Annotated in this window: 1 protein-coding gene; it reads right to left on the bottom strand. The window is 39.4% G+C overall.

Annotated elements, in window-relative coordinates; genetic code table 11:
- Positions 1-20: 20 nt before the first annotated feature.
- Positions 21-1,366 (bottom strand): IS3 family transposase gene (locus tag EDD57_RS14205; RefSeq protein WP_131850070.1). Its coding sequence is split into 2 segments (ribosomal slippage): positions 21-925 and positions 925-1,366, totalling 1,347 coding nucleotides; the frame shifts between segments, so codons are not numbered across the junction.
- Between the last annotated feature and the right edge of the window lie 22 nt (positions 1,367-1,388).

Here is a 1,388-nt window from a genome sequence, read left to right as displayed (position 1 = left end):
AAAAAGTTAGACACGAAGTTTTAAGCAACCCGCAGGGTATGCGTTCGGTATTGAACCGGGCTCATGCCCTTTAGTTTTATCTTCAAGCGTTTGTGGTTGTAATAGTGAATATAATCCTCTAATTCCTGTTTGAAATGATCTATGCTCTCAAATTCGTGGAGATAAAGCAATTCGCTTTTCAATAAACCAAAGAAATTTTCTATGACAGCATTATCTAAGCAATTTCCCTTGCGGGACATACTCTGTGTAACCCCATGTTGCTTCAACGAGTGTTGGTATTCGCGCATCTGATAATGCCATCCCTGATCAGAATGGAGGAGAGGAGCTTCGCCCTCTTCTAACTGCTTAAAGGCTGTGTCCAGCATCTTGGACACAAGAGAGTAGACAGGACGGTTTTCTACCTGATAAGCAATAATCTCTCCATTGTATAGGTCGAGAACAGGGGACAAATAGATCTTTTCACCATGTAGGTGAAATTCAGTTATATCGGTAACCCATTTTTGATTGGGCTTCGTTGCTTGAAAATTACGTGCTAGGATATTAGGGGCAACCTTTCCTACTGTGCCCCTATAAGAACGATATTTCTTTATGCGAACTAAGCATCTCAATCCTAGCTCTTTCATGAGACGGAATACCGTTTTATGATTCAAGGTATAGCCTTGATTTCGTAATTCCCATGTGATTCGACGATAGCCATAACGACCTTTATGTTCATGGAAAATCACTTCGATTTTTTCTTTTAGCTCCTTATATTTATCAGGTATGTTCATCTGGTTGAACCAGTAATAGTAGGTGCTACGAGCAATACCTGCGATTTTTAATAGAGCTTTTATAGAATAGTTGTGCCTTAATTCATAAATTATTTGGGCTTTGTCTTGTTTGCTGACTTCGCTCTGTCTTGAACTAAGGCATTCAACTTTTTTAGATAAGCATTCTCCATTCGTAGGTGCTCATTTTCTGCCCGTAATGTTTCTTCTAAGCTTAATACTTCCTTTTTCTTCGTCTTCTTTTTCAAGGATTGATGCCCCTTTCCCCTTGGTTTAAGAGCGTCAATCCCTTGTGTTTCGTATAAATACCGCCACCTGTGAACTGTACTAGGAGCAGGTATATTAAAAACAGCGGCTGCTCTCCTGTTGGACGCTCCCGTTTCTTTTATGAAATTAAGTACGTCCATTTTAAACTCAACAGAGTGATTTGTATATCTTTTCTGGAAAGCATGGGAACCATGCTCTCGATACAACGATACCCATTTTGTTAGATCACTTTGTTCCATTTGATATTTTTTAGCAATATCTTTATACGACTCGACTCCGTCGAGGTAGGCTCTAGCAGCTTCCAATCTAATCTCTATTGAATACTTAGTCATAGAAAAAGCACCTCCAATTGGT

This window comes from Baia soyae, from assembly GCF_004341445.1.
GTDB lineage: Bacteria > Bacillota > Bacilli > Thermoactinomycetales > Thermoactinomycetaceae > Baia > Baia soyae.
The sequence above is the reverse complement of the archived record's forward strand: the minus strand, read 5'-3'. Positions and strand labels throughout refer to the sequence as shown.